19 protein-coding genes and 1 pseudogene are annotated in these 20,134 nt (G+C 45.8%); 9 read left to right on the forward strand and 11 right to left on the reverse strand.

Features of this window, described 5'->3' with window-relative positions; translation table 11 throughout:
* Nucleotides 1-30 precede the first annotated feature (30 nt).
* The gene (locus QUA71_RS23785) at nucleotides 31-1,608 is read left to right on the forward strand and encodes a polysaccharide biosynthesis/export family protein (RefSeq protein ID WP_333288825.1); all 1,578 of its coding nucleotides are present in this window, start codon (nucleotides 31-33) and stop codon (nucleotides 1,606-1,608) included.
* Between the two features lie 184 nt (nucleotides 1,609-1,792).
* Complete coding sequence (locus tag QUA71_RS23790; protein ID WP_333288827.1) at nucleotides 1,793-4,069, forward strand: lipopolysaccharide biosynthesis; 2,277 nt, start codon at nucleotides 1,793-1,795, stop codon at nucleotides 4,067-4,069.
* A gap of 250 nt (nucleotides 4,070-4,319) precedes the next feature.
* On the opposite strand, the gene QUA71_RS23795 is transcribed toward QUA71_RS23790, so the two are convergent.
* The gene (locus tag QUA71_RS23795) at nucleotides 4,320-4,595 is read right to left on the reverse strand and encodes a hypothetical protein (protein ID WP_333149812.1); all 276 of its coding nucleotides are present in this window, start codon (nucleotides 4,593-4,595) and stop codon (nucleotides 4,320-4,322) included.
* A 440-nt stretch (nucleotides 4,596-5,035) separates the two neighbouring features.
* Between QUA71_RS23795 and lpdA the strand changes: the two genes are divergently transcribed.
* On the forward strand, nucleotides 5,036-6,472 hold the full coding sequence (gene lpdA / locus QUA71_RS23800; RefSeq protein ID WP_333288829.1) for a dihydrolipoyl dehydrogenase: 1,437 nt from the start codon (nucleotides 5,036-5,038) through the stop codon (nucleotides 6,470-6,472).
* Nucleotides 6,473-6,542: 70 nt separating this feature from the next.
* Here the strand turns inward: lpdA and QUA71_RS23805 are convergent, their stop codons facing one another.
* The 5 genes and pseudogenes from QUA71_RS23805 to QUA71_RS23825 form a co-directional block, all read right to left on the reverse strand.
* On the reverse strand, nucleotides 6,543-6,932 hold the full coding sequence (locus QUA71_RS23805; protein WP_333288831.1) for a HEPN domain-containing protein: 390 nt from the start codon (nucleotides 6,930-6,932) through the stop codon (nucleotides 6,543-6,545).
* Entirely contained in the window at nucleotides 6,929-7,255 is a 327-nt protein-coding gene (locus QUA71_RS23810; protein ID WP_333288833.1) for a nucleotidyltransferase domain-containing protein, read from the reverse strand. The genes QUA71_RS23805 and QUA71_RS23810 overlap by 4 nt, the downstream gene beginning before the upstream one ends.
* Before the next feature lie 105 nt (nucleotides 7,256-7,360).
* Nucleotides 7,361-10,297, reverse strand: a complete 2,937-nt coding sequence (locus QUA71_RS23815) for a HEAT repeat domain-containing protein (protein ID WP_333288835.1) — start codon at nucleotides 10,295-10,297, stop codon at nucleotides 7,361-7,363.
* A 740-nt stretch (nucleotides 10,298-11,037) separates the two neighbouring features.
* Nucleotides 11,038-11,430 carry a XisI protein gene (locus QUA71_RS23820; protein WP_333288837.1) on the reverse strand — a complete coding sequence of 131 codons (393 nt, stop codon included), beginning with the start codon at nucleotides 11,428-11,430 and terminating at the stop codon, nucleotides 11,038-11,040.
* Nucleotides 11,415-11,834, reverse strand: a pseudogene (locus QUA71_RS23825) (element excision factor XisH family protein). The gene QUA71_RS23820 and the pseudogene QUA71_RS23825 overlap by 16 nt, the downstream one beginning before the upstream one ends.
* Nucleotides 11,835-11,919: 85 nt before the next feature.
* Between QUA71_RS23825 and trpC the strand changes: the two are divergent.
* The 3 genes from trpC to QUA71_RS23840 all read left to right on the forward strand — a co-directional run bounded on the left by trpC (nucleotide 11,920) and on the right by QUA71_RS23840 (nucleotide 14,652).
* Nucleotides 11,920-12,819 (forward strand): indole-3-glycerol phosphate synthase TrpC, encoded by a 900-nt coding sequence (trpC, locus tag QUA71_RS23830; RefSeq protein ID WP_333288839.1) that lies wholly within the window; start codon nucleotides 11,920-11,922, stop codon nucleotides 12,817-12,819.
* Nucleotides 12,820-13,170: 351 nt separating this feature from the next.
* Nucleotides 13,171-13,416, forward strand: a complete 246-nt coding sequence (locus QUA71_RS23835; protein WP_041623669.1) for a DUF5340 domain-containing protein — start codon at nucleotides 13,171-13,173, stop codon at nucleotides 13,414-13,416.
* A gap of 78 nt (nucleotides 13,417-13,494) precedes the next feature.
* Nucleotides 13,495-14,652, forward strand: coding sequence for an alanine--glyoxylate aminotransferase family protein (locus tag QUA71_RS23840; protein ID WP_333288840.1), 1,158 nt, complete (start codon nucleotides 13,495-13,497; stop codon nucleotides 14,650-14,652).
* Between the two features lie 59 nt (nucleotides 14,653-14,711).
* Here the strand turns inward: QUA71_RS23840 and QUA71_RS23845 are convergent, their stop codons facing one another.
* The 4 genes from QUA71_RS23845 to nblR form a co-directional block, all read right to left on the reverse strand.
* On the reverse strand, nucleotides 14,712-14,927 hold the full coding sequence (locus tag QUA71_RS23845) for a DUF2949 domain-containing protein (RefSeq protein ID WP_190737853.1): 216 nt from the start codon (nucleotides 14,925-14,927) through the stop codon (nucleotides 14,712-14,714).
* Between the two features lie 6 nt (nucleotides 14,928-14,933).
* Nucleotides 14,934-15,254 (reverse strand): hypothetical protein, encoded by a 321-nt coding sequence (locus QUA71_RS23850; protein WP_333288843.1) that lies wholly within the window; start codon nucleotides 15,252-15,254, stop codon nucleotides 14,934-14,936.
* A 499-nt stretch (nucleotides 15,255-15,753) separates the two neighbouring features.
* Nucleotides 15,754-16,284, reverse strand: a complete 531-nt coding sequence (locus tag QUA71_RS23855) for a DUF192 domain-containing protein (RefSeq protein ID WP_333288845.1) — start codon at nucleotides 16,282-16,284, stop codon at nucleotides 15,754-15,756.
* A gap of 105 nt (nucleotides 16,285-16,389) precedes the next feature.
* Entirely contained in the window at nucleotides 16,390-17,085 is a 696-nt protein-coding gene (gene nblR, locus QUA71_RS23860) for a response regulator transcription factor NblR (protein ID WP_006632044.1), read from the reverse strand.
* A gap of 243 nt (nucleotides 17,086-17,328) precedes the next feature.
* Here nblR and rbsK point away from each other — a divergent pair, with 243 nt between their 5' ends.
* Nucleotides 17,329-18,249 (forward strand): ribokinase, encoded by a 921-nt coding sequence (gene rbsK / locus QUA71_RS23865; RefSeq protein WP_333288847.1) that lies wholly within the window; start codon nucleotides 17,329-17,331, stop codon nucleotides 18,247-18,249.
* A gap of 132 nt (nucleotides 18,250-18,381) precedes the next feature.
* On the opposite strand, the gene QUA71_RS23870 is transcribed toward rbsK, so the two are convergent.
* Entirely contained in the window at nucleotides 18,382-18,696 is a 315-nt protein-coding gene (locus QUA71_RS23870; protein ID WP_333288849.1) for a TRADD-N-associated membrane domain-containing protein, read from the reverse strand.
* A gap of 251 nt (nucleotides 18,697-18,947) precedes the next feature.
* Between QUA71_RS23870 and QUA71_RS23875 the strand changes: the two genes are divergently transcribed.
* Nucleotides 18,948-20,075 (forward strand): ATP-binding protein, encoded by a 1,128-nt coding sequence (locus QUA71_RS23875; RefSeq protein ID WP_333288851.1) that lies wholly within the window; start codon nucleotides 18,948-18,950, stop codon nucleotides 20,073-20,075.
* A partial coding sequence (locus QUA71_RS29375) for a transposase-like zinc-binding domain-containing protein (RefSeq protein WP_445243784.1) occupies nucleotides 20,062-20,134 on the forward strand: 73 nt, incomplete at its 3' end. The genes QUA71_RS23875 and QUA71_RS29375, both read left to right, overlap by 14 nt.

Here is a 20,134-nt window from a genome sequence, read left to right on the forward strand (position 1 = left end):
CTTATTGTTTTTTCTGGTCGCTATATTTAGATGAAACTTACAAGTCAGGCTATTATTCACAATATTACTTTTTTAAATCCTCTCAAAATGCGGGAAAAATCTACAATTAAAAATCGCCTCGCTTTTTCCTTTGCCGGCCTGTATTCAACTGCTTGGACTCTATCTTTTGCTGCTGTATTCTGGGGTTTTAATAGCAAAAATTTTTCGGAAACGGCTTTAGCTCAATCTGTTGTTCCAAGAGACGAGCGACTCGTGGCGCCACCGCTATTGCGGGTCCCGCCACCGCCGCCTGCCAATTTCAACCGGGATATTAACCCAGCTTTTCGGAATCGGCCCTACCGTCTGGGCCCGGGAGACCAGATTTCTGTTCAAGTTCAGCGCTTCCCAGAGCTAGGTTTTACAGGTCCAATCAGCCCTGAAGGGGTAATTGTACTACCGCTAATCGGAACAGTAAATGTGCGCGGTCTTACCGTCGAAGAATCACAGCAGCGCCTCCGGGAGCGCTTTGGCCAATTTATCAAAAATCCTCAAGTCTCGGCTGCTTTGCTGGTTCAGCGCCCGGTAGTGGTGACGGTGACGGGGGAAGTGGCCAGACCGGGTTTTTATCCGCTGCAAACCCCCCAGCTTCCTGCGGCTCTGGCGGCTGCTGCTGGGACTAATCCTACGGCGGAACTGCGGGCGGTGCGGGTGCGGCGGACTCTGCCGGGAGGTGCTGTCGCGGAGCAAGTTGTTGATATTTTGACACCGTTGCAAACTGGTATTGCTCCACCGGATTTGCGTTTGGAAGATGGAGATGCGATCGTCGTACCGTATAAACAGGTTACGCCCGATCGCAAATCCGATCAAGATTTAGCATCCAGGTACAGCCTCGCTGCTGCCGCTGTCCCCGTCCAAATCACTGTCACCGGAGAAGTCAGCAAACCGGGTTTTTACACGCTTCCGGCGGGTTCTGGTCGAATTTCGGCTGCTTTGGTGATTGCGGGGGGAGTGACGGGAAAAGCCGATTTGCGGGAGGTGCGAGTGCGGCGGACGCTGATGGACGGCTCCTCGGTGGAGGAACCAATCGACCTCTACACTCCCCTAGCAAACGCTAACGATTTGTTCGATTTTCCTTTGGTCTCGGGAGATGTGATTGTCATCCCGGAATTGGACGCTAGTACCAAAAACCTAAACTACGACAAAGCTCTGGTGGCGCGGTCTACCCTGATTAAGCCGAGGATCTACGTTCGAGTTTTGAGTTACGCTAGTGGTGGTTTGACCTCGTTCTACGTAGAAAATGGCAGCAGGTTTTTGGATGCTCTCAACAACTTGCCTGTTAATCTAGCTGACTTGCGGAAAATAGCCCTGATTCGGTTCGACGAAAAGCAAGGTAGAGCAATCAACCGTTCGATAGATGCTAAAGCTGCTTTGGAGGGCAATGTTTCTCAGAACCCGATGCTCGAAGATAATGATGTGATTGTGATTGGTAGGAATTTGGTAGAGCGCATTGGTTATGTAATCAATACTTTTACTCGACCATTCCGGGATACTTTGGGATTTATTCTGTTCTTTGAACAGTTGAGAAATGGGGTAACAGATCTATTCGGCCCGTCACGAAATGATAGGTAGTCATACCATTTTCAAATTTCAATTTTCGATTTTCGATGGGGAATGACTTATGCGATATGCGTTTACCACTTACCTACAGTTGCAGCTTCTTGGGAAATGGGTATCATTTGTCAGCAATCATTAGTTATCGTTAACATTTAGCAATCTAAAATCTAAAATCTAAAATCTAAAATCTAAAATCGTCATGACTTTATCCGTTGTCAAACGCTATTTAATTGCTTTCGACCAATACAAGTGGGTGGGACTGGCTACTCTCGCGGTGACTGTGGGGGTGTCGGGAGTAGTGGCCCTGCAGCCAAAGGCGGCGCCAGTTTACGTTGCTACAGGTACGCTGGCCTACCGCAGACCGAGCGTGATTTTTTCATCGACTACTACTAAAATTCAACAGGAAGGACAAGAAATAACTAAAGATATGCTGCTGGATACAAAGGTGGTTGAAGCAGCCGCAAAACAACTCATCAAACCCGCAAAAAAATTAAGCCCAAAAGAAGAGCAAAAAGAAGTACAAGCTTTGGCTAAAAAGCTGGTAAAAAATGTGAAAGTAAAGATGCCCACTAAGAATAATGACCCCAGCGCTTTGATTCAAGTAGAGTACAAAAATGCCGATCGCCAAAAAGCAGAAAAGGTAGTAGAGAGGCTGATGCTCGAAATGGTGGCTCGCAGCGAAACTCTTAATACTTCTAGACTGCGTGAGACGATCGCCCAAATTAACAAGCGTTTGCCGAAAGTAACTCAGGAACTCAGAGAGACGGAAGCAAAACTTGAAGCCTACGCAAAACGAGAAGGAACTTCAATTTTAGCAGCTCAGAGCGGTGCTTTGCCGCAAGCGATTACCAGCATCCAACAGCAGCAGCGGCAACTCCGCGTGCAGTTGGGAGGAATTGAAGCTCAAATTAACAGTTTGCAGGCTCGCTTGGGATTGAATGTGGAGCAAGCTTACGTCGCTCAAGCACTCTCTGCCGATCCAATTATTGCCCAACTGCGAGTGCAATTGTTTTCGATCGAATCTCAGCTCAAAATTCTCCGCAGCGACTTGCAGGAGGAACACCCGAAAATTGTAGAATTGCTTAAACAAAAACTTGCTTTTGAGCAGCAGTTGCAGCAGCGGCAATCTGAGGTACTCGGCGGTAACGGGGTGGCGGCTCCGCTCAGAAGTGCCGATCGAATTCGGGTAGACTCTTCTTTAGATCCCGCCAGACAGCAGTTAGCTCAAACTTTGATTGCTTTGCAAACGCAGCACGATACGGTGCAACAGCAACTTCAAGGAATCGAGAAAACTGAAAAAGAATTGCGTCGGGAACACGCGACAATCCCCAACAAGCAGTTAGAACAAGCGCGGTTGGCCCAACAAGTGGCGTTCAAACAAGCTCTCTACGACAAGATGCAGTCGGCTTTGGTAGATGCTGAGGCGGCGGTAGCTGAGACAACGGGGAGTTTGACAATCGCCCAATTTCCGAAAACTGATGACGTTGAGTCAAACAAGAGAGGTTTGCCCGTGATGCTGGCGGTGGGCGGATTTGTGGGATTGCTGCTGGGCGGGGGGTTGATATTTTTGTTGGGGATGCTCAACGGCAAGTTTTACAGTTGGGAAGAAGTGCGGGCGGCTTTGGTGGAAAAAGAGGTGCCGATACTGGCAGTTTTGCCTGAAGTGACGGTGTTTGATTCCTACGGCGATGAAATGCCTCTGGCCCTGGAGGCAAATTCTCCCTATTTGGAATTTTACGAGCGGTTGCGTACTAATTTGCGCCGGATCGGGAACAAACCGGTAAAGGTGGTGTTGCTGACTTCGGCGGCGCCTTTGGAGGGGAAAAGTTTTAGTGCTTACAATTTGGCAATTGCATCGGCTCGATCGGGTAAACGGACTTTGCTAATTGAAGCAGATTTGCGATCGCCTTCTAACGTTGAATCTTTGAAAATTGCTGCCGATCCTTTGGCGACGGTGGAACCTTTGCACTATTACGGCAATATTAGCGAGTGTGTCCTTTTGGTTCCAGAGGTAGAGAATCTATACGTTGTGCCGAGTCCCGGCTTTTTGCGGCAAGCCTCGGCCGTACTCGAATCGAGCGAAATGCGGAGATTGTTTGAGGATGTTCGCAACCGCTTTGATTTTGTGGTTGTGGATTCTCCGGCTTTGAGCGAGTGCAACGACGCGCTGACGCTGGAACCGTACACGGACGGTATGATTTTGGTGGCGCGGCCTGGTTACACTTTGTCTAGTATGTTGTCTGAGGCTGCCGATCAGTTGCTGGAATCTGAGGAGGACGAGTCGAATAAATCCGGGCCGCGGCTGTTGGGAGCGATTATTAACGGTGCTGATATTCCGGTCAAGTTCCGCAATGATCTTGATGAATTGGAGTTGCCTTTGAGTGCGATCGGCGATCGCGCGATCGAAGTGCGAGCGAGGCAATTACCGCAGCCGTCAAAGCCTAAAAATAAGGCTATTAATAGTAAATTGAGATAATTTATTTGGCTTGATTCTTGTAAAGCCATCCTCAATGAAATATGAATATATTGTAGGCGGCGACATAAGCACCTTAAGCTTAAAGCACCGTTAACAGCCAGTCGATTTTAGATTTTAGATTTTAGATTTTAGATTTAAAAATTGACTCCACAGATGAATCTGGGAGCTGGAACTTCGGTCTAAAATTTTTCGCTTGTCAACAGTCAACAGTCAACAGTCAACAGTCCTTACTTGAAAATGTGTCATCGCACTATTGATTGGATTCAGGGCGTTTCTGGTGTTTGCTCTGGATAAACTGTTCCAAATCGGCGATCGCATCTTCAAAATCCGACAAATTAATTTTCGCAGGTCTAGTCTTCTTCGGCAAACTCGAAGACTGACTCGCAGACTTAGCCGGAGGCGGTGGAGATTTAGGTTGTGCCGCTTGAGTGCTGTTCGATTCTATAGAATCGAACAATTCATCCAGGGACTCAAAAAAGGATTGAGCCGAGGCCCGGCGTAAATCTTTCTGGTCGTCATCTGTCATAAGCCACTCCATAGACTCTAAAAGTTGCCAATAAACTCTGCCCGCCCCCGGCGCGTGCAGACATGAAAACCCGACTAAAACAAGCAAGCGCACACAATTTAACCGGACGGTGGAATGCCTGTTGCTGAACTTGCTGCCCCATATAAAACCTGCAGCGACCATTGTCAGCCTTCAAACTTATATTTAACTCTACACCCGCCTACTGAGTGATTTGAGACTTGGTGCAGACCCAGCTCAAAATCATTGACCCTGAAAAAATCTCAGTTACGGCTCTTTCGTTGTCTAATTAACCCTAGTCTAGTCGAGAATAAGGAGACAGGACTTATGCAACTATTACCGCTGTTCAAAGGTTGCGATGGCAACGCGCCACCTCGAAAGGACGGAGAGACGGTGTTTTTTGCTTGAGTCCTAAGATTTCAAAGGCATTAGGAGATTTTAAGGTGACTCAGGGATTTGATTACGATTTAGCAATTATCGGCGCTGGCGTGGGCGGACACGGCGCGGCCATACACGCGGTTAGCTGCGGGCTGAAAGTGGCAATTATCGAAGCAGGGGACATGGGGGGGACTTGCGTCAACCGCGGCTGCATTCCCTCGAAGGCGCTATTGGCGGCTTCGGGGCGAGTCCGAGAGTTGCGGAATGCCCACCACCTGAAGACTTTGGGAATTCAGTTGGGGAATGTGGATTTCGATCGCGGGGCGATCGCCAATCACGCTAACACTATTGTTAGCAAACTTCGCGGCGACTTGACCAACAGCCTCAAACGTTTGAATGTCGATGTCATCCAAGGTTGGGGCAAAATTGCCAGTGCTCAAAAAATTACCGTCGAAACCGATAAAGGCGAGAAAACTATTACCGCCAAGGATATTATTCTCGCTCCCGGTTCGGTTCCCTTCGTCCCCCCCGGGATAGAAATTGACGGCAAAACTGTATTTACCAGCGACGATGCTGTCAGGTTGGAATCGCTGCCGAAATGGATCGCAATTATTGGTAGCGGTTATATCGGTTTGGAGTTTTCCGATATTTACACCGCACTGGGCTGTGAAATTACGATGATTGAAGCTCTAGATCAGTTGATGCCGACTTTCGATCCAGATATTGCTAAGTTAGCAGAACGGGTGTTAATTGCACCCCGCGATATTGAAACAAAAGTGGGTGTTTTGGCTAAGAAGATTACTCCTGGTTCGCCGGTGATTATTGAATTAGCTGATTTCAAGACTAAGGAAATTGTCGAAGTTTTGGAAGTTGATGCTTGTTTGGTAGCAACTGGGCGAGTTCCTGTCAGTAAGAATTTGGGGTTAGAAACTGTTGGCGTGGAAACGATGCGCGGTTATATCCCAGTTAACGATAAGATGCAGGTTTTGGCGGCGGGAGAACCGGTGCAAAATTTGTGGGCGATCGGCGATGTTAACGGCAAGATGATGTTAGCGCATTCTGCGTCTGCTCAGGGAATTGCTGCGGTGGAAAATATTTGCGGCCGTGCCCGCGAAGTTGACTATTTGAGTATCCCGGCGGCGGCGTTTACTCACCCGGAAATTAGCTATGTGGGGATGACGGAACCTGCGGCAAAAGAGTTAGGAAAAACAGAAGGGTTTGAGGTAGCTTCTGTCAAGACTTATTTTAAGGGAAATTCTAAGGCTATTGCTGAAGGGGAAACCGACGGTACGGCTAAGGTGATTTACCGGAAAGATACTGGGGAGTTGTTGGGAGTTCACATTTTCGGTTTGCACGCTTCGGATTTGATTCAGGAAGCGGCAAATGCGATCGCCCAGCGCGATTCTGTGAACAATTTAGCATTCCGAGTTCACACGCACCCAACGCTTTCGGAAGTGTTGGATGAGGCGTTTAAACGGGCGGCTGGAGCGGGTAGTCATTAATTTGTAGGGGCTGTTTTCTTGTTTTATATCCCCGGCTTCTTGAAGAAGTCGGGGATTTCGGTATTCTGTTTTAGGGTGGTGGTAGAGTGCCGCTCGCATTTTGGGCTAATTCGAGAAATTGCTCGCCGCAGTTAATTTGCTCTGCAGCTTGCTCGATAGTGACAGTATCAAGTCCCCCGTAATCCCCACTATTTCGCAAGTCTTGAGCATCGATTAAAAATCGGTGAAACTCAGCAGGAACTCTTCCTGTACGGGCAAATTCTCGGCCGAAAGCTCCAATTACGGCGGCATGACTGGAAAATGACATTCCTTCGCCATCTAAAAATGCCTCAGCAATGTAAAACATGGCATAATAAGCGCGAGATGCTGCATAGTCGGGGAAACCATTATTTAGTAATAGATTTGCCGCCGATAGACTTTGGCGAGCTTTCAGGAGTAAGTCTAATTGTTCGGGTTTCATAAAGCTATTCCCTCTTTGCGAATGTTCCGCAATAAAGGCCCGTTGTAATGTATAAATCGCTGTTCGTCCATAAACAGACAGCTAATGACTTCATCATTTTGTAGTGACAAATCGGCTCGAATGTGGCTGGTTCTTTTAATTTCTTCGCCTGGGTTTACTTGCCCTTTGAGGACGACTAAAATATCAATGTCAGAGTCGGGGCGTGCATCGCCTCTGGCTTGGGAACCGTAGAGCACCATTTGGGTGAGCCGATCGCCGTAAAGTTGCTCGAAGTGCGATCGTAATTGCGTTAGTATGTTTTTAAGCTTATCGTTAACGATCATATTTGTAGTAAATGATTGGAGGGCGATCGGACATTTACTATGTTAATATAATTTCACTAAATTGAGACCTTACATCAATGCAGTCAACAATAATTAATTAGTTGCTTAACTGTGCCAAGCCTCATAATAGTCTGGGAAAGGCATAATTTGAGTGCATTGCGAAAGAACCTCGTAACACTTATGATAAATATCGAAATCTTCCTGGGTATATATCTGATTTTGCAGAGGATGTTTTAAATTTGAGACGGCAGATGACAGCGGATATCTTTTAAGTATTTTTCCCAAAGTGTAAGCTGCATAAATACGGCTATCGGGAGTGTTATAAAGGAGGTCTATTAATGTATAGATGACTTGTTGTTGCATTACATTAGCATTCCCCAAGTATTCAATTGCCCACTTACTAATTACAAAATTGCTGTGGCGACTCAACTCAATCATTAGCGCCACTGCTTGCTTATCATTAGTACCAAATTCGCCTAAAAGCCTGACCGCATCCCGAAAAATACCCTCATTAGGACTATTGTGAATAATATCAATAAGTGGCTGAATTGCTTTAGGAGATTTAGAGCAAATATGCTCGAATGTTTCTTCTGCCCATTTACGTTTTAATTCGTCTTTACTCGATTCTTTTTCGTCAAGCAGCCAGTGGATTAATTGCCAAACAACATCAAATATGGTGTGTTGAATAATTCTGCCAGCTTGAGGATGATCTGGGGCAATTTTCGCTAAGCTAAAATGGGCTTCACTAGGAATAAATTCATCAGCACTTTTTTCTATCAGAGCGACTAACCTCGCGATCGCCTGCTCATTACCGGGAACGATTTTCCCCAAACACTCAGCCGCTTTTACACAAGTGTACTCATTGTGACTGTTTTGCATCATCTTATTCAGGTCATCTATCAATTGCTGATTGTTCTGACCAATGAATTCTAAGCTATTAAATGCTTTATCAATGATATACCTCCCTTCAATAAAGGGATAGGTATTGGAAGTGGTGCGAATCAAATCAAGCAGCGCATCAATTGCTTGTTGGTTGCCCGTACCAATTTTTCCCAAACTTTGAACCATATCCGCCAAGGAACCATTGCTAGGATCGTTGGTAATGTTAAGCATCAGGTTAATTAAAGCAGGGATGGTTCGGCTGCGATCGCTCTCTTGGAATGCAGCCCTAGCTAATTCTGAACTTGGGCAACTTTCCCCAACCCACATCTGCATCTTTAAATTGAAATAACCATATCCCCATCTAATCAATTGCGATAGGATTGTATCAGCACAGCTACATTCCTTAAACTCAGCAATACCTATCGCTGCTAAACAATACGCTCGGTATTCATAAAAACCTTTGCCCTCTAAAATACAATCCCGACATCCATCTTGAAATTCAACCAAAGCCTTAACAAACGCTTCCTTATTCTCTGTTCGTACATCCTCGCGCCCCAGCCACAATAAAATAACCTCTTTCCACTGGCGCTCAAAAATTCGGTAACTTGCTTTAGAGTCTTTGGGGTTGTCAGGAATGTGATTCAGAAAAAAGTTCCAATCATCAATTGTACGCGCCGCGAAATATTCCTGAAACGTGGGATGTAAAAAAGCATAAACGGGTTCTTCAGGTTCATCTGCATCCATTCCCACTTGATTCAGCCAACCCAAATCCAGAGCCAATTGCAGCAGAGAATCTTTATCCTTTGGCTTGCCCAAAAGGTGACAAACAAACTTATGTCGCAAGCGAAACCGAGTAGGTTCTTTATCGATCGCTTCTCTCGCCAACTCTCCCAGCTTAGCATTCAGCCGCTCTTGATTATTAGAGTCCAGGCGGAAATACTCTGCTTTCCACTCAAAGATTTTATCGACAAATTTTTGATATAACTTCGCTTTTGTATCAGGCAAATCGCCGTCTCGCCCTTGCCAAATTGCACACAACAGGGTCAATCTTAAAGGATTTCTGGCTAAATCCTTAATCCGTTCCTTTCCTGGTTGATGAATTGCTTGCCACAAGCGATCGCCCAATGCGTTATCTTTACTAAACCACTTCTCGATAAACTGCTGTACCTGGGGAAATGTGAACGGTTGAGTAATATAAAATTCAAAGCCATCCAAAATGCGGGGGTTAGCCTGCCAAACATTCAGCCGACAACTTGTTACTATCCGCACATGAGTCAGCAAACCTCTTGCAGATAAGGTTTCCTGCATCTCTGCTGCCATTTCATCTAGCCCATCTAACAGTAACCACACCTGTCGCTGTTCCAACTGACTTTTCCAAGCTGTCTGCAAGTTTTCAGTAACAGTTCCGTCTGCATCTCGCAGCCAATCATTAAATATGTAATCAATTAGATTCGTCGCTAAACGTCCTAGAGAAACCCAAATCACCAAATCATCTGTATTATCTAACAGCCAGAAAGCGATTTTCTGTAAAAGCGTGGTTTTCCCTCCTCCTGGTTCACCAATGATGGCAATTCGATCGTTTTTCTTAGTGCTGAGGAGTGTTGTGAGAAATTGGTTGTATTCAAATCTTTCGGTTTTGCTGTACCCCGTTGATTCATACAACAGCGAACCCTGTTCAGGTGATGAGTCGCCTCCAACCTTTTGGATTTGCTCCTGCTGCACTAAGGTCAAATCTACATAGATATTTTCCTCAATCAGATCGCGTTTCCTCTGACCACGCATTAGCTTATTGCTGCTTAGCCACTTCTGTTCTAGCAGCATCCGGCGACAAACCTCCTGCCACTTGTCGGGAGTGTGCTCAACAGCGAAATCTTGAGCGACAACAGTGCGATCGACAATCTCTTCCCAAGATACCCCTAAAACTCTACAGAAAGCCTTGAAAACTTCAGTGTTAACGGCTGCTGTTCCGTACAGAAAACGTTTCCAATTTCCTTCGGAGCAACCGTCAGCATAAGGGCCTCCTTCTTGCCAAATTTTCTTTGGTTCCAAAACTTTACTAGCTTCCACAAGCCATCTGGGGTCATCTACTGTCAACCCCTTTTCATTCCTTGCCTGCTTAATTTTTGCTATTCCCTGCTGAGAAGCCTTGAGCTTGGCCACGTTTACACCTGAATTAAGCAATTGTCAAGATCGATTTTAGATCGAAATATGCACGATCGGAAGCCGATCTAGTGAAAGCATGACAAATCAATCATTGTAGAAATGTAGGAAGCGAGGTTGGCCAACTAACTTTTCCTCAATCCAAACTACTACTTGACACAGAAAAAAGATGGCTAATTCCAAAGGATACAAAGTCTCTGAATATCAACCCGTCGCGGTGCAACTTAGTCTTCCTTGGGGCGAGGAAAAAAATTACTATGATTCTCCCCCATCGCGAACTAAGATCCGGAGTCAACGCAGAAGGGAAGTTAAAAAACAAGACTCCCAGAAAGTTGTCATTGTTGTGAACAAAAAGTCTCACTAACCATCGCATCTTGTAGAGACGCGATCGCTCGTGTCTCTACAAATGCAATTTGGGAATTTTCACATAACAATCGGTGCGACAGGTTGAAACCTGTCGCTACACAATTAAAGTCCGCGCAACGCCAGACTTGTGCAATTTAATCCGCGCAGGCGGGTTTTGCCTTTGTAGGGGCGATTTCAATTGCTGCACCTGCGATCGCTGTGGCTTCAATCCTTACTCGCCAATTGCAAAAAGCCCGATCGCCCCTACAATAATCCTTAGTATCAACCAGCAACAATGATTCAAATCCGCCGCCGTCCCCCCAGCACCTCTTCTTAAAAAACTTCCTGCGAGCAATCTGAGCGCTTGTTGATGTCGGGTTTTGTCAACTGGCATTTTAGGCTGACTGCATAGCAGCAGATTCAGCAACATTTCCTTCATCTTTGCCACTCAAACCAGTTCCAAATTCAGTATATTGCCGCACATGAGGATGGCGAAAACCGAGTACAATATCTTCTTTAGGAATACCTGCTGCCAGTAAATCAGTGGCCACTCCTTCTTCGGTATCATCATATTGAATCCAGATTTTATCGCCGATTAAATTGATGTGGATTGGTGTGGCGTGAAGGTATTTGTCCTCATTCCAACCAATATCCAAGACTAAGTAGCTTCCTCGTTCATCATCAAAGAGAATTTGGGAATTATATCCGTCAGGTATGGCAGCGCGGTAGTTGGCGTGTTCTTGCAGTATGGTTTTGATAATTGCTTGGTATCTTAATCGGGTATCCATTGAACTATCGCCTCACTTTTATTATCAAAAACAATCAGTTTTATAATCTGATTTTTCAATAACACTTGTCCTAATTCTATGGTAAATACGCTATTAAAAATTGGTTGAGAAATTGCCAAATAGAGACTTCTATCGAGCCCCATTTCATTAAGCACTTGGCGGTAAAGAACGTACTGTCCCAAAGCCTGCTCCAAATCTTTTACATCCGATCATCCCACAAAACTCTTGACCTCAACAACAATTTTTTGGGTTCCTTTTTCGGCATTAATTAGACGCTCTGCACCCAAGTCGGCAGATAAACGCTTGCGACCAATTTGCAGGGGAAATGGATCGTGAGTAATTATCCAACCATCATTTTGTAAGGCACGCTTAACTGTATCGTGATAAATATCTTTAGCTGGCACGCATTAGCTCTCAGGCTAGGAGGATTTACTGTAACCATTATATAATACGTTGAAACTTGTTACGATCGCCCTTTATCCCCCTATCATGCTTCAAATCCGTCGCCGTCCCCCCAGCACATCCGTCTCCGTCCTCTACCTCAGCTACCAAATCGCCGTACCCGACGCCGAACCCCAGCACATCCTCGAAGAAATCGTCTGGCAAAAAGAAGCTGAAGTCGCCCAAAAACGCGATCGCACCCCGTTAGCCGATCTTCACAAAAAACTCCCCTTTGCACCGCCAACCCGCGACTTTCTTGCCGCCCTCAAAAACGGTAAAACCACACCCGCTATCATCGCCGAAGTTAAAAAAGCTTCCCCCAGCAAAGGCGTAATTCGCGAAGATTTCGACCCAGTGGCGATCGCCCTAGCTTACCAACAAAACGGCGCCAGTTGCATCTCCGTACTCACCGATGAAAAGTTCTTTCAAGGCAGTTTCGACAACCTCGCTAAAATCCGTGCCGCCGTCGATTTACCCTTACTTTGCAAAGAGTTTATTATCTATCCCTACCAAATCTATCTCGCCCGGATTCACGGCGCCGATGCTGTATTGTTAATCGCAGCTATTCTATCTGACAAAGATTTACAATACTTTGTAAAAATTGTCAAGACTTTGGGCATGACAGCTTTAATAGAAGTTCACACTCTCGAAGAACTCGATCGAGTATTAACCCTACAAGGCGTCAACCTAATCGGCATCAACAACCGCAACCTAGCAGACTTTTCCGTCAGCTTAGAAACCACCAGCCAACTATTAGCCGATCGACAAACCGAAATCCAAGCAAAAGGCATCCTCATCGTCAGCGAGTCAGGAATCCACACTCCCGACGACTTAACTCAAGTTGCCAATGCCGGCGCCCAAGCCGTCCTCATCGGCGAATCTCTAGTCAAACAGCCCGATCCAGGCGCTGCTTTAGCCTCGCTTGCCGATCGCCCTCCCAGCCTGTGAAAGGCGAGACCGCTTGACAAACCACCCTTAATTCTGATAAAAAATCATTAAGTAGGTAAATAATGAGAATTTCTAGCCTGCATCGACTCAAGCGCTTGACTGTAAAAAAAAATAGCACTCAAAGCTATATTGCATAGAAATATTTTGCCAGAAAGCAATTAAATCTATTCTGTATGCCTGTCGATCGCAAAATTTAGCGTGTCCAACGCACCCAGCCCCGAAAATTCGCTCGGCAAAGCAGGGGTTGCTGTACGGTTAGAAAACAAATAAAAAATCGGGCATCTAATGTTCACCTGTGATGCCTCATGCAATTGCAATGGGGTGTCGGTTCGCTGAGGTATATTAGCTTTCATGGAGCCAATCCCCCTTCCTTCGTACATTCATTATGAATTGCTACTTCAATTGTTAGAACGCAAAACGATGTTTGCTGTCAGTCCACAATCGCCGCAGCAGCAACAAGTGCACCAACTTATTATTACACTGCGTAAAGCCCTTGCCATTCAAAAGCAATTAGAACAAAGCTGCGAGCGATCGAACTTAGCGGTAGAACACCGCTGGTCTCTAAATGAAATTAACCACAAGGGAGTTAAAAGTTAAAAAAGTTAGAGTAGCGACGTGACGTATCGTATTTGATTTATTCTATATAACTCCCACAGAAAAACTTAGGACAATATCATGGACAACAAATTAATGCTGATGATTCCCGGCCCGACGCCGGTACCTGAAGCGGCCTTGTTAGCGATGGCAAAACACCCGATGGGCCACCGCAGCAAGGAATTTGACGGGATTTTTGCAGAATGTACCGAAAATTTGAAATGGCTGCACCAAACTAAAAGTGACGTGCTGAGTTTAACCGTTTCCGGTACCGGCGCGATGGAAGCTGGGATAATTAATTTCCTGAGTGCGGGCGATCGAGTTTTAGTCGGTACTAACGGCAAATTTGGTGAACGCTGGGCTGAAGTCGCCGAAGCTTACGGTTTAAACGCCGAAATTATTAAAGCCGAGTGGGGCCAACCTTTAGACCCCGAAAACTTCCGCGAAAAACTCGAAGCAGATACAGAGAAGCAAATCAAAGCTGTCATCATCACCCACTCGGAAACCTCTACCGGCGTCCTCAACGACCTCGAAACCATCAACCGCCACGTTAAAGCCCACGGTGAAGCTTTAATTATGGTCGATGCTGTCACTAGCTTAGGCGCTGTCAATATTCCGATGGACGCTTGGGGAATCGATGTCATTGCTTCGGGTTCTCAGAAAGCTTACATGATTCCTCCAGGTTTGGGTTTTGTGGCCGTCAGTCCCAAAGCTTGGGAAGCTTACAAAACTGCGAAACTGCCCCGCTATTATTTGGATTTGGGTAAATACAGCAAAGACGCTGCCAAAAATACCACTCCTTTTACTCCCCCTGTCAATATGTTTTTTGCCCTGCAAGCATCGCTGCAGATGATGAAAACAGAAGGGTTGGAAAATGTTTTCGCGCGACACCAACGCTTAATGACAACTACTCGCGCTGCTGTCAAAGCTTTAGGTTTGCCGTTGTTTGCCGCTGATGAAGCCGCGAGTCCTGCGATTACTTCGGTTATGCCACCAGAATCCGTAGATGCTCAAAAAGTGCGGACTTTGATGCGAAAGAGATTTGACATTGCTCTCGCCGACGGACAAGACCATTTGAAAGGTAAAATCTTCCGAATCGGCCATTTGGGCTTTGTGTCCGATCGCGATATTCTAGCAGCAATTTCCTCTTTAGAAGTGGTGTTGCGAGAATTGGGTCATGAAGGCTACACTCCTGGTGCCGGCGTTGCCGCTGCTGCGAAGCTTTTGGCTGAATCTTAATCCCAGTTATTAAAGGATTTTGGATTTTTGATTCTTTATATCTAAAATCTAAAATCCTTTTAATATGCTTGGGATAACCAATCAAAGATTTTATCCAACTGGTCGAGAGTGACTAAACCGTATTGCCACAGAACCATCGGCAAGGAATTCGGGTCTTTATCAGGCTGCCGCTGTTTGTCACCGCCGACACGTTCGGCGACAGCAATTGACGCGGGAGAAATTGCCAAATCTTCTTGTAAAAATCGAATTAATCGAGTGTATGTAGCGGGTGCCATGTGATTTCACCTGTAAGTATAGGACACCATTTTCTGATGTGAACCTGATGTTTTTGATGAGTAATAAGCCAGTTTTAAATTTGTCTTGTAACCGTCGATAGCTGTTAAAACAGTATTAGCGGTTAAACTGCCAAACAGAATGCTGAGTGCGACTGTAAAGCGAACCTTTCCCAAAAAGTGAAAGGTTTTGCAATTTTGGTGATTTCTGCCCGAGCGACTTGCGATCGCGATCGAACTTAAACTGAATACCTCGGCATCTTTGCAGCGCGAATCAGAATTTATTCTGCTACCTAAAACTACTAAACCAGGTTCAGAGTTTAACTTCATCTGCCGAAATGCAGAATCCGCAAATCTACTTCGGCAAAATTAGTTAGATATTTCGATCAAACCCGAAACTGCTACCAGAAGTTAAGTTTGCCAAGTACCGCCAATTAACTTGGCTCGTAGCATATTACTTTAGATAGGGTTAGTAGATTTAGCTCGATCGTCAGAACTTCCAGAGAATTTCTTTTCGTGTTGCTACACCTTGAGGCTGAGTATCGTCTCTCAGGATTGGTAACGAGTCGCTGACTCGTCTCATACCTGCGACCAACAATCAACAGCTTCCGGAAACAAGCTCAAGTCCCGACTGGCTGAGATCGACATCGTAGCAAATCTTTCGGTGTTTGTACTGAATGTTACATTAATATTTTAACGGATTTTATCAATTTTTGTAAAGTTTATAAATTTTCTCCGGTCTTCCGAAGGCAGGGGGCAGTTCGCCAACCGATTCCGTAACGGATGTAAGGGATGGTAAAAAGAAGGAACAAGGAAACCGGGGGGTTGTTTATTGATGCAGGTTTTCGTTCAAAAACTCTATTTCAACACGATCGCCCACTTTGACACCGAGTTCAGCAGCTCGCCCGCCCCGGAGTTCAATAACTCGATCGACCACAGTATCGGGCCCGTAGGTAGGACAAGGCTCGGCAGTACAAGGAGGTGCAGAAACTTCGATCGCCTCAACCACCCCATCCCGGACAAAAATCATATCCAAAGAAATCTTGCAATTTTTCATCCAAAAATTGACCCGCCGCGCCGCTTTAAACTCAAACAGCATTCCTCTGTCATCCGGCAAAGAAGTTCTGTACATTAAACCCATAGCCTGCTGTTCCACTGTTTTCGCCACTTCGAGTTCGATTGGGCGATCGCCTATCCGAGCTCTAGCAGAAACAGGCAGCACTTGACCCGATGTTGTCGCCGTCGGAGACCGATCCGCCAAAATACCAGTAGCACCAGCATTGGCGACAGGTAAAGTCGGCGAACATCCCAGCAAAAATATACTTACTCCAATACCGAGCAAATTAGTTAAATAACTCATAATGATTTTAGATTTTAGAGTTTTGATTTTAGATTGGTAATTGACAATTGGACATTGGAACTAGCCAACAGTCAACAGTCAACAGTCAACAGTCAACTGACTGCTTCAAGCTTCCCGCATCACATAGCCAACACCGCGCACCGTCTGAATCAAACGCTTTTCGCCCTCATCTTCAATTTTGAGCCGCAGATAGCGGATGTAAACCTCAATCACATTCGACTCGCCCAAAAAGTCGTAACCCCAAACATTTTCGAGAATTTGTTCCCGAGTCAAAACCTCGCGGGGATGTTCCATCAAATACTTTAGCAGCTCAAATTCCTTCATCGTCAGGTCGATCGCCCGTCCATTGCGTAGGGCCCGCCTAGAGGCCAAATCCAAAACTAAATCGCCAAACCTCAATTGTTCGTTGCTGCTGTTATCCGGCTGCAAATACAAGCGCACCAACTGCAAAAACTCCTCAGTGCGGTAAGGTTTGAGAAAATAATCATCCGCGCCAGCTTCCAGACAAGCTACGCGATCGTCAACTGTATCACGACCGACGAGTAGCAGCACCGGCACCCGATTGCCAATACTTCTGAGGTAAGAACACAGTGATAGCCCCGACTCAGCGCCAAGTATCCGGTCAATTACAATCAAAGCAGGCTGCAATTCATGAGCTAAATTTTGGCCGGTGGCGGTGTTAGAAGCTACTACGGGTTCATAGCCGGAGGATTTTAAGTCTAGACTCAAGTGTCCGGCGAGAACTTCGTCTGTTTCAACTAGCAGGACACAGGGATTGCGATCGAGAGTAATTGCTGCCATTGAATTGACCTGTGAAGACCATAACTGTTCTAGCACGTCTTAAGGAAGAGAGGGAGAGGGGGAGAGAGGGAGAGGGGGAAAGTGGGAGAATGGGAGAATTACCAATTACCAATTAAGCTATTTGGCATTTAAATTGAAGCTTGCTCGCGCCGGGCTATCCTGCCCGCCCCACAAGAGTTTAAGTAAAAAGTAGCTTACAAATTAAATGCGCTACAGCTTACCAATTACCAAATTGAATAATTTATGACCATCATCGTATTCGGCAGTATCAACATCGACCTAGCAGCAAAAACTCCCCGGTTGCCACAGCCAGGGGAAACTATCATCGGTAGCAATTTTTTCACAGCCGGCGGCGGCAAAGGAGCAAATCAAGCCGTCGCGGCCGCCCGTCTCGGCACTTCTACCCACATGATCGGTCGCGTCGGCAACGATAAATTTGCTGAAGAATTATTGACCAATTTACAATCTTATGGTGTAAATACAGACAATGTATTAATAGACCAAAACACTCATTCAGGTGTGGCAATTATCGCGGTAGACGAGACAGGTCAAAATAATATTATTGTGATTCCGGGCGCGAATAACAATGTCGGTGAAGCAGATATAGAACGTCTCAAAAAACTGTTAACAGCAGATACATCTTTGCTGTTACAGTTAGAAATTCCCCTGGAAGTTGTCCAAAAAGCTGCGAAAGCTGGTTGTCAAGCGGGGGTGCGAGTTATTCTCGATCCAGCACCGGCTAGGGCGGATTTGCCGATCGAACTTTATCCGCTCATTGACATTATCACGCCGAATGAAGTGGAAGCCAGTCAGTTAGTCGGTTTTCGGGTGAATGACACCGAAACAGCGATTGTAGCTGCCAAACAGTTGCAGGAGCGCGGTGTCAAGAATGTTATTGTCAAATTGGGCGATCGCGGGGCTGTTGCTGTTACTGCGGATGAAACGTTTTTTGTACCGGCTTTTGCTGTGGAGGCGATCGACACTGTGGCTGCGGGCGATGCTTTTAACGGCGGGTTGGCCTCCGCCTTAGATGCCGGTCTGTCCTTGTCAGAGGCGGTGCGGTGGGGCGCAGCAGCGGGCGCTCTGTGCACAACTAAAGTGGGTGCTCAAGGTGCTATGTGCGATCGGGCAACTTTTGATAAATTTTTGCAGAATTTAATTTGAATTTGTCAGGTGCGTATTAGTTGAATTTGTCAGGTGCGGAATGCGCGCCCTACTTTAACTTGTAAAGCGCGCATTAGTTGAATTGGTAATTTGTCAGGTGCGGAAGGCGCACCCTACTTTAACTATTTTTATTTAATCGTCGTCTTTGAATTCTTTGGCTAGGCGATCGAGTCTGTCGTTCGTTTCTTTTGTAAATTTGAGTAACCTAACGCTGACAATATTTAATGTTAATCCGCCAGCGGTGGCAACTGAGCCTTCTGTGACTTTTCCAGAAAACAACAGTACGATGACTAAAATACTGATAAAGGCGTTTACTATTTTTAACCCAATAGTCACGTTAAAACTGAATTTAGCTTGACGCAAACGTTCTTGAATGACATCTCGCTCCATTTCTGGGTAATCATCAGAACGGAATGGTGGGTTGGAATTGGACTTATTAAGAAGCATTTCTATTTTTTAAACTCTACAATGTCTATCTTCCACCTACTGAAACAGCTTTGGGACGATTCTGAAGACGATAGGCAGGAACTTTGTAGATTTTGAGTAATTAACTTTGCCATCTCAGTTCCAGCTAGCTTTTCAGCTTGGGAGGCTGAGATCCGAGCAAACTTGGTTTACTGGCTTAAGTTCATCTAAACTATTACTATCTTCCTTAAGTTCGGGAATATCGTCACCCGAACGTTAAACTTCGCCAATTTATGAATTCACGGAAGCAGCAGCGCGATCGCGGTGTGATACTGACACCCACAGGACAGCAGAAACTTCAGGCTGAGATACATCGGTTAGGTATCACCAGCGAAAGATACGCCGTCCGTAAAATCCATGAAAAAATTCAACTTGAGCTCAACGGCGAAACGTTACATCCTGATACAGTCAGGAAGATAGTGCGGGGTCAGGGAGTCGAAAAAAGCTCTCTTGAACTTGTTTTTAGGGCGCTTGGGCTAAAACTGGAGGAGGGTGACTGTGATTTTGCTCCTAAAAATCAACTGCAAAATGCAGAAGATAGCGAAACTTCCTCGTTTGTAACTGGCACTCCCATCACCCATCCGCACCAGTTTTTCGGGCGACAGAAGGAACTAAAACGCCTATTCGACTTACTGAAACGCCGTCCCCTGCAAAATGCTGCCATTATCGGCAAGAGGCGCAGTGGCAAGACTTCTTTGCTGCATTACTTGAAAAATATTACCACCACCCCAACAGAACAGTTGCGTCCCGGTCAAAAATCTGACTGGTTGCCCTCTCCAGAAAACTATCGTTGGATTTTCGTAGATTTTCAAGATGCGCGACGGCAGAGTCGGGAAGGGCTGCTGCGCTACATTTTAGAATCCCTAAAAATGTCAGTTCCCAGCCCTTGCGACTTAGATAGATTTATGGATGCGGTTAGCAGTAATTTACGTCAGCCTACAGTCATCTTATTAGATGAAATTGGTGTAAGTTTACAGCGCTGTCCCGAATTAGATGATGGGTTTTGGGAGAGTTTGCGCTCTTTGGCAACAAACCAAACCAATGGGAATTTAGGCTTTGTCTTGGCCACTCCAGAATTACCGATCGAATTAGCACGTAGCACCGGACATAGTTCGCCTTTTTTCAATATCTTTGGATATAATACCCGAACTCTCGGAGCTATGACTGAAGCAGAAGCGCGCGAGTTGATAGCCAGTTCGCCCATGCCTTTTCCGGCTGAGGATGTCGAGTGGATTTTGACTCAAAGTAAATGCTGGCCTCTGCTGCTGCAAATCCTTTGTCGAGAACGATTATTGGCGTTGCACAGTTGTGGTATGCTGAGCGCTAACAATCAACGAAAATTCAGCTATGATTTGTCCTGAATGTCAATCTAGTAATCTTAAGAAAAATGGTCATAAAAGAGGTAAACAAAATTATCTTT

It is taken from the genome of Microcoleus sp. MON1_C5 (genome assembly GCF_036701875.1).
Taxonomy (GTDB): domain Bacteria; phylum Cyanobacteriota; class Cyanobacteriia; order Cyanobacteriales; family Microcoleaceae; genus Microcoleus.

What these genes read in the sequence shown, in the direction of transcription:
- QUA71_RS23785 (WP_333288825.1), top strand. Translation starts at nt 31, where the DNA reads ATGAAACTTACAAGTCAGGCTATTATTCACAATATTACTTTTTTAAAT.
- QUA71_RS23790 (WP_333288827.1), top strand. Translation starts at nt 1,793, where the DNA reads ATGACTTTATCCGTTGTCAAACGCTATTTAATTGCTTTCGACCAATAC.
- QUA71_RS23795 (WP_333149812.1), bottom strand. Translation starts at nt 4,595, where the DNA reads ATGACAGATGACGACCAGAAAGATTTACGCCGGGCCTCGGCTCAATCC.
- QUA71_RS23805 (WP_333288831.1), bottom strand. Translation starts at nt 6,932, where the DNA reads ATGAAACCCGAACAATTAGACTTACTCCTGAAAGCTCGCCAAAGTCTA.
- QUA71_RS23810 (WP_333288833.1), bottom strand. Translation starts at nt 7,255, where the DNA reads ATGATCGTTAACGATAAGCTTAAAAACATACTAACGCAATTACGATCG.
- QUA71_RS23820 (WP_333288837.1), bottom strand. Translation starts at nt 11,430, where the DNA reads ATGGATACCCGATTAAGATACCAAGCAATTATCAAAACCATACTGCAA.
- trpC (WP_333288839.1), top strand. Translation starts at nt 11,920, where the DNA reads ATGCTTCAAATCCGTCGCCGTCCCCCCAGCACATCCGTCTCCGTCCTC.
- QUA71_RS23835 (WP_041623669.1), top strand. Translation starts at nt 13,171, where the DNA reads ATGGAGCCAATCCCCCTTCCTTCGTACATTCATTATGAATTGCTACTT.
- QUA71_RS23840 (WP_333288840.1), top strand. Translation starts at nt 13,495, where the DNA reads ATGGACAACAAATTAATGCTGATGATTCCCGGCCCGACGCCGGTACCT.
- QUA71_RS23845 (WP_190737853.1), bottom strand. Translation starts at nt 14,927, where the DNA reads ATGGCACCCGCTACATACACTCGATTAATTCGATTTTTACAAGAAGAT.
- QUA71_RS23850 (WP_333288843.1), bottom strand. Translation starts at nt 15,254, where the DNA reads ATGAAGTTAAACTCTGAACCTGGTTTAGTAGTTTTAGGTAGCAGAATA.
- QUA71_RS23855 (WP_333288845.1), bottom strand. Translation starts at nt 16,284, where the DNA reads ATGAGTTATTTAACTAATTTGCTCGGTATTGGAGTAAGTATATTTTTG.
- nblR (WP_006632044.1), bottom strand. Translation starts at nt 17,085, where the DNA reads ATGGCAGCAATTACTCTCGATCGCAATCCCTGTGTCCTGCTAGTTGAA.
- rbsK (WP_333288847.1), top strand. Translation starts at nt 17,329, where the DNA reads ATGACCATCATCGTATTCGGCAGTATCAACATCGACCTAGCAGCAAAA.
- QUA71_RS23870 (WP_333288849.1), bottom strand. Translation starts at nt 18,696, where the DNA reads ATGCTTCTTAATAAGTCCAATTCCAACCCACCATTCCGTTCTGATGAT.
- QUA71_RS23875 (WP_333288851.1), top strand. Translation starts at nt 18,948, where the DNA reads ATGAATTCACGGAAGCAGCAGCGCGATCGCGGTGTGATACTGACACCC.